Raw genomic sequence first — 2996 nt, forward strand, 5'->3', positions numbered from 1 at the left:
GACGGCCCCCTGCGCCGGCACCTCGCCGAGGCCCCGTGGGGTCCCGGGGCGGACCGCGCGGTGGCGCAGTGGGCCGCCGCCGCGACCGGCGCGACGGTCACGCTGATCGAGGAGAACGGGACTTTCCACACGTACGCGGGGCCGGGCGGCGACAGCGGCCCGCACATCCGGCTCCGGCGACGCGGTGGCGACTTCGTGCCGGTGAGCCTCCACACCCCGGCCCCTGCGCCGAAGGTTCCCGATCCCAAGGTTCCCGATTCCAAGGACACGAAGGCCCCTGAGTCGAAGGACTCGAAGGCGCCGAAACCGAAGGACACCGGGAAGAAGGGTTCCGAGCAGAAGGCCGCTCCGGAACCGAAGGCTCCCGGGACGGATACCGATGGGCAGGTCACAACGCCCGTCGACACCATCTTGTCGGTCCCGCCAATACACGACCCCGCCTTGCAGGATCCGGTGACCCAGGATCCGGCTACGCAGGGGCCGGTCCTCGAAGACCCGGCCACTCTTCCGCCGCTGCCGCCGTCACCGACGGGCAGCAACCTCCCGGGACTCCAGGAGGAGGAGGCGTACGAGCTGAGCACGCTGTCCGGCAGGGACACGGACACGAACGTGCCCACGGACTCGAACGTGCCGACCATGGACTCGAACGTGCCGATGAGTTCGGGGACGGCACCCGCCACCACGCCCGTCGCGCCGGAGTCGGTCCTGCGCCCCTTCAAGCTGGGGAACTTCGAGTTCACGAACCTGAACCAGACGGACCGGTACGTCGACAAGGCGGTGCGGATCATCGAGCTGCTCGACGAGCACAGCACGATCAAGAACTACGTCGACGGCCGCCCTGTACGGATCACTCTGCACGTGCGCACGACGGAAACCCCGGCCGATGTGATCGACCTGGGCGACGAGGGCGTCCAGATCAACCTGGCGAGCTACTACTTCGAGAAGTACGACACGGGTTACGTCATGGGGATGCTGGCCCATGAGATCGGGCTGCACCCCCTCGCGTCCCGCAACACGAGGATCCCGGAGGAGGAGGACCTGTACCGGGAGATGCCCCTCCTGGTGCCGGGGCTGGAGAACCTGAACCCGCCGCGCTTCATGAACACCATCGGTGCCGGCCAGGAAGACCACATCATGGCGGCCTTCCCCCACAGCATCCGGCACGGCATCTACCGCGACATCGTCCTGGAGATGGCAGGGGTGCTCGCGCAGCACGCGCGGGTCGGGGTGGCGGGCGCCAAGCCCAAGGACGTCACCGACCTGATCGACACGTACCTGATGGACCTCGCCTCCATCGCGGTCACCAACGACCACCGGGCGCGTGCGATCAGGGACCCCAACTACACGGCGAAGGTCTACAACGCCTACAAGGCTCAACTGGCCGCACACCTCGCCCAGGACAGCCCGGTCCGTGCCCTGCTGCCCGCGGACAAGGGCAGGTTCGGCGTACTGGGAGACTTCGCGACGCTGGCCGCCAACGTCGGGACCAACAACCGCGGCGACAGCATCCAACGGCCCGCTCCGGCGCAGCCCGCCGCCGACACCGCTGGTCAGCCCGGCGAGGCGCGCCCCAGGCTGCCCCAGAGCAACACCGACGGGACGACGGCCACCGGCGTCCCGGCCCGCATGCCGCAGAACCCGAACAACGCGCCCGCGCCCACGGCGGTGGATCCTGCGCTCACCCCCTTCAAGTCGGGGAACTACGAGTTCACCAACCTGAAGCACACGGACGAGAAGTACCGCGACAAGGCGGTCCGGATCATCGAGCTGCTGCGCAAGCACGACACGATCCGCGACTACGTCAACGGCCGTCCGGTCCGTATCACGCTGCACGTGCGGACGACCGAGACGCCAGCGGACGTGATCGACCTCGGTGACGAGGGCGTCCAGATCAACCTGGCGAGTTACTACTTCGAGAAGTACGACACGGGTTACGTCATGGGGATGCTGGCCCATGAGATCGGGCTGCACCCGCTGGCCTCCCAGAACACGGGTATCCGGGACGAGGAGGGGATGTTCGCCGGAGTCGATCTGCCCGTTCCGGGCCTGACGCACCTGACTCCGCTGCGCACGATGAACACCGAGGGCGCCTGTCAGGCGGACCACATCATGGCGGCCTTCCCGAGCAGTACGCGGCATCGGACCTACCGGGACATCGTGCTCAAGATGGCCGAGGTGCTGGCGGAGGACGCACGCGTAGGTGAGGAAGGCGCGAAGTCCAAGGACGTTACGGATCTGATCGACACCTACTTGATGGACCTGGCGACGATCGCGCTGACCAACGACAAGCGCAAGGACGCCGCTTGGGAGCCGCGGTACACGGCGAAGGTCTACAACGCCTACAAGGAGCAGTTCGCGGCGCGGTTGGCGGACGACAGTCCCGTCAACAGGCTGCTGCCGGCTGACAAGAGCTGGTACAACGTCACGGGCAGCTTCCTGGGGCTGGGCAGCAGCGTCGCGTTCAACAACCAGGGCGACAGCATCCAGACCGCCGCGCTGGTGCAGAGCAGCACCGAGACCGGCGAAGCACGCCCGCACCTGCCCGGGAGCAGCACCGGCACAGCCCCGCGGACGCCACCGGTCGGCGCGCGACGGCCCGGGGGATCGCGGGACAGCCGGCCGCGGTTCGTGGTGCGGTCGGGCTTCGACGCGCGGCGGTTCACGTACGACGGCGACCCGGTCACCGACCTCACCGTCCGCGTCGCGATGCGCGGCACGGACGGCCTGCCCGCGCACGCCTTCGCCCAACTCGACACGGGTGTAGCGGAGTTCCTGAACAGTCCCGGTTACCGCCTGCCCAACGGCGACCTGCTGCACGTAACCGTCGAGTACGTCGATCTGGACCAGCTCGGTCCGGACCCGGCTCCGGACAAGGCTCCCCACCTGACCGTGAATCTGACCGGCCGGGATCAGGCCATGGATCAGGTCACCTGGTGGGCGGACGCGGCCCCGGTGCAGATGGTGCACGAGCTCACCCACCAGCTCGGCCTCCGGGA

General features: G+C 68.3%; 1 protein-coding gene. It reads left to right on the forward strand.

Going from position 1 to position 2996, the window contains the following annotated elements:
• Positions 1 to 2996, forward strand: a 2996-nt coding sequence (locus tag O3Q52_RS51400) for a hypothetical protein (protein WP_269655291.1), incomplete at both ends; no start/stop codon positions are given.

The organism is Streptomyces sp. ActVer (assembly GCF_027270795.1).
Classification (GTDB): Bacteria; Actinomycetota; Actinomycetes; order Streptomycetales; family Streptomycetaceae; genus Streptomyces; species Streptomyces umbrinus_A.